This is a genomic window from Fibrobacter sp. (assembly GCA_024398965.1).
Lineage (GTDB): Bacteria > Fibrobacterota > Fibrobacteria > Fibrobacterales > Fibrobacteraceae > Fibrobacter.
On sequence record JAKSIF010000104.1, the window covers coordinates 1 to 2,860 of the forward strand.

Consider the following 2,860-nt stretch of genomic DNA (forward strand, 5'->3'; position numbering starts at 1 on the left):
CCAGTTCCACGATGGAGAAGCCTTCCATGAAGGGCAGGTAGTCCAGCATGTTGGGGCGGTTCAAGCGTTCGGCCAGGGAAATGGCCATGTCGCGTTCCGGGTGGAAGATGTCGGCAACGCCCAGCTTTTCCAGGATGGTGGTGTGGGCGGGGCTACTGGACTTGGCGATAATGTGCTTTACGCCCAGTTCCTTGAGGTTGAGGACCGTAAGGAGGGAGGCCTGCAGGTCTTCGCCGATGCAGCAGATGACGCTGTCCACCTTGGCCAGGGGCAGGGACTGGAGCTGCTTCTTGCGGGTGCCGTCGGCAACTACGGCCTGGGCCACCTGGTTGGAAATATCTTGGATCTTTTCGGGGCTGGGGTCCACAACCATGACGTCGTGACCGAGGGCGGTCAGGTGGCGTGCCAGGAAGTAGCCTGTATTACCCAGGCCGATAACTACGAATTGTTTAGAAGCCATGCAGGCAAAAATAGCAAATAGAGGAAAGGTTAAAGCGTAAAGGTGACGTTTAAAGGTGCATCCAGTCTCTTTATCCTTTAACCTTTAGGCTTTCCGCTGATTAGCCGACCATGATGTCTTCTTCGGCGTACCACATGCCTTCTTCCTGGGTCTTTGCCACCGCAGAAATCAGGAACAGGGGGCCCATTCGGCCAACGAACATCACCAGGCAGACCACGATGCGGCCCGGGATGGACAGTTCGGGGGTAAGGCCCATGGAAAGGCCGCAGGTACTGTAGGCGCTGACCACCTCGAAGAACACCTTGAGGAACGAACCCTGGGCGTTGGAGGTTCCGGCGGCCTCGGTCTGCAGGAGCACGAGGGTTGCAACTACTACCACGACGATTGCCACCACGAAGATTCGAATAGCCTTGTCCACCGTGGTTTCGGGAATGGTTCTGCCAAGGATCTGGGTCTTGTTACGGCCCAGCAGGCGGTTGAACCCCAGAAGGCAGATCACGGCGGTGGTTGTGGTCTTGATACCGCCACCGCAGCTACCGGGGTTGGCGCCGATGAGCATGATGATCACAAAGAAGAACAGGGAGCCTACGGAAAGGCTCGGGGTATCCACGTTGTTGAGGCCTGCGGTACGGCTGGTAAGGGCCATGAAGATGCTGCTTTCCAGCTTTTCGCCGAAGCTCAGGTCTACGAAGGTGTTGCTCCATTCGCTGAAGATGAAGAAGACGATACTTGCAAGGACGATGATCACCGTGAACACGGTGGCGATGCGGGTATGGAGTGATACCTTCTGGAAGGAACGCTTCTTGAAGTCGAAGACGTAGCGGGCTTCGGTAATGGCCAAGAAGCCAAAGCCGCCGGCCAGGGCCAGAACGCAGGTGGTCACGTTCACGATGGGGTTCAGCTGGAAACGGACCAGGGAGTCCGGGAACAGGGTGAAGCCCACGTTACAGAAGGAGCTGATGGCTTGGAAAATGCTTCCGAAAATGCGGTCGTAGAGGCTGTACTGGACCAGGGCCTCCTCGGTGAACTGGGTAAAGTACAGTACGGCGCCGACGGCCTCCAGGCCAAAGGTAAAGGGGAGCACTGCCTTCAGGATCTTGGAGGCGTCCACGTTACCTTCCTGGGTGTAGTTGGCTAGGAGGGCGGACTGGTGGTTGAATCCGGGGTGCATGCCTGCAAGGAGGATAATCACCGTAGAGATGGTCATGATGCCGAGACCGCCCGCCTGCATGAGGAGAACGAGGATCCAGTTACCGACAGGTGAAAAACTGCTGCTGATATCGATGGTGGAAAGCCCGGTGACGCATACGGCGGAGGTTGCCGTAAAGAAGGCGTCCAGAACGCCCACGGGATTTCGCTGGGCAAAGGGCATGGAGAGAAGCAGGGCTCCCAGGGTGATCAGGGCCAAGTAGCCCGACACGATCATCAGAATGGGGTTTCCTGTCTTCTTCTTTTTATCAATGGTCTTTTCGACGTAGTCGAAGGCCTGGTACCTAGAGCGTAACATAGTGGGGTAAATTTAGTAAAAAGGGCGAGTCTTGCCGAGGGGTGTTGAGACTTGCCGTTGCGCTTGCCATTAGCTATTATTGGCGCCGTTATGAAGAATTTGCGTGCCATTTTAATGCCCATTGCCATTATTTTGGGCATTTTGCTCCCCCAGGCCAGCGTTCTTTCGCCGACCCTCCCGTTCCAGATCGGAACCATGATGCTTTTGACCTTTATCGGCAAGGTCCCGCCCCAGGAACACGGTTATACCTTCAAGATCGAGGTTCGCGCTTTTATCGCCAGCATGCTGCTGCTTGCCCTCTTGTGGGTGAGCGTTGAAGTTTTCGGCTTGCCCCGCGATGTTCTGCTGGGTGGCGCCATCATCTGCCTTTGTCCGCCGGCGAACGCCGCCCCCGCCATGGCCAAGATGCTGGGCGGAAACCCGGTGCTTGCCCTCAAGATCTTTTTGAGCGGCCATCTGATCGCCTGCTTCAGCATCCCTATTATATATGGTTACCTGACAGGCTCCGAGGCGGGCTTTGCTGACATTGCCCTGCGAATCTTCAATTCCATCCAGCCCATCATTTCTATCCCGCTGGCGCTGGCCCTGGGCGTTCGCAGTTTCTACCCGGAAGTTGCCGACAAGGTGGCAAAGCTTTCCAAGTACACCATCTTCATCTGGACTTTCAGCGTGTTCGTGATTCTTGCCAAGGCCAGCCGCGATATCCGCGAAATGGGCTTTGCCGAACTGTGGAACAGCGGCACCCTTCCCATGCTTGCCATCGTTGCCTTGGTCATTTGCATTCTGCAGTTTGTGCTGGGCTGGTTCTGCGACAAGAAGCACCCCATCGAAAGTTCCCAGAGCATGGGCCAGAAGAACACCACCTTGGTCATCTGGATTGCAAGCCTTTACGC

General features: G+C 56.2%; 3 protein-coding genes. 1 reads left to right on the forward strand and 2 read right to left on the reverse strand.

Annotated features, from left to right (window positions below; genetic code table 11):
- Both MJZ26_14755 and MJZ26_14760 read right to left on the reverse strand, forming a co-directional pair.
- The coding region (locus MJZ26_14755; protein ID MCQ2107036.1) for a TrkA family potassium uptake protein at positions 1-460 on the reverse strand (460 nt) is incomplete at its 3' end.
- Between the two features lie 100 nt (positions 461-560).
- On the reverse strand, positions 561-1,967 hold the full coding sequence (locus tag MJZ26_14760) for an ATPase (GenBank protein MCQ2107037.1): 1,407 nt from the start codon (positions 1,965-1,967) through the stop codon (positions 561-563).
- Positions 1,968-2,057: 90 nt separating this feature from the next.
- Between MJZ26_14760 and MJZ26_14765 the strand changes: the two genes are divergently transcribed.
- A partial coding sequence (locus MJZ26_14765; protein ID MCQ2107038.1) for a bile acid:sodium symporter occupies positions 2,058-2,860 on the forward strand: 803 nt, incomplete at its 3' end.